Raw genomic sequence first — 232 nt, forward strand, 5'->3', positions numbered from 1 at the left:
GGGCGGCCCGCTGATGCACGTCATCGCCGGTAAAGCGGTGTGCTTCAAGGAAGCGCTGGAGCCTGGCTTCAAGGCTTATCAGCAACAAGTGATCGACAACGCCCAGGCGATGGCCAGCGTGTTCATCAAGCGTGGCTACGATGTGGTCTCCGGCGGCACCGACAACCATCTGTTCCTGGTCAGCCTGATCCGTCAGGGCCTGACCGGCAAGGACGCCGATGCCGCGCTGGGC

1 pseudogene is annotated in these 232 nt (G+C 63.4%); it reads left to right on the forward strand.

Annotated elements, in window-relative coordinates:
• Positions 1-232, forward strand: a pseudogene (glyA, locus tag AAEY83_RS18855) (serine hydroxymethyltransferase); the annotation flags it as partial.

It is taken from the genome of Psychrobacter sp. TB20-MNA-CIBAN-0197 (genome assembly GCF_040309765.1).
Classification (GTDB): domain Bacteria; phylum Pseudomonadota; class Gammaproteobacteria; order Pseudomonadales; family Moraxellaceae; genus Psychrobacter; species Psychrobacter submarinus.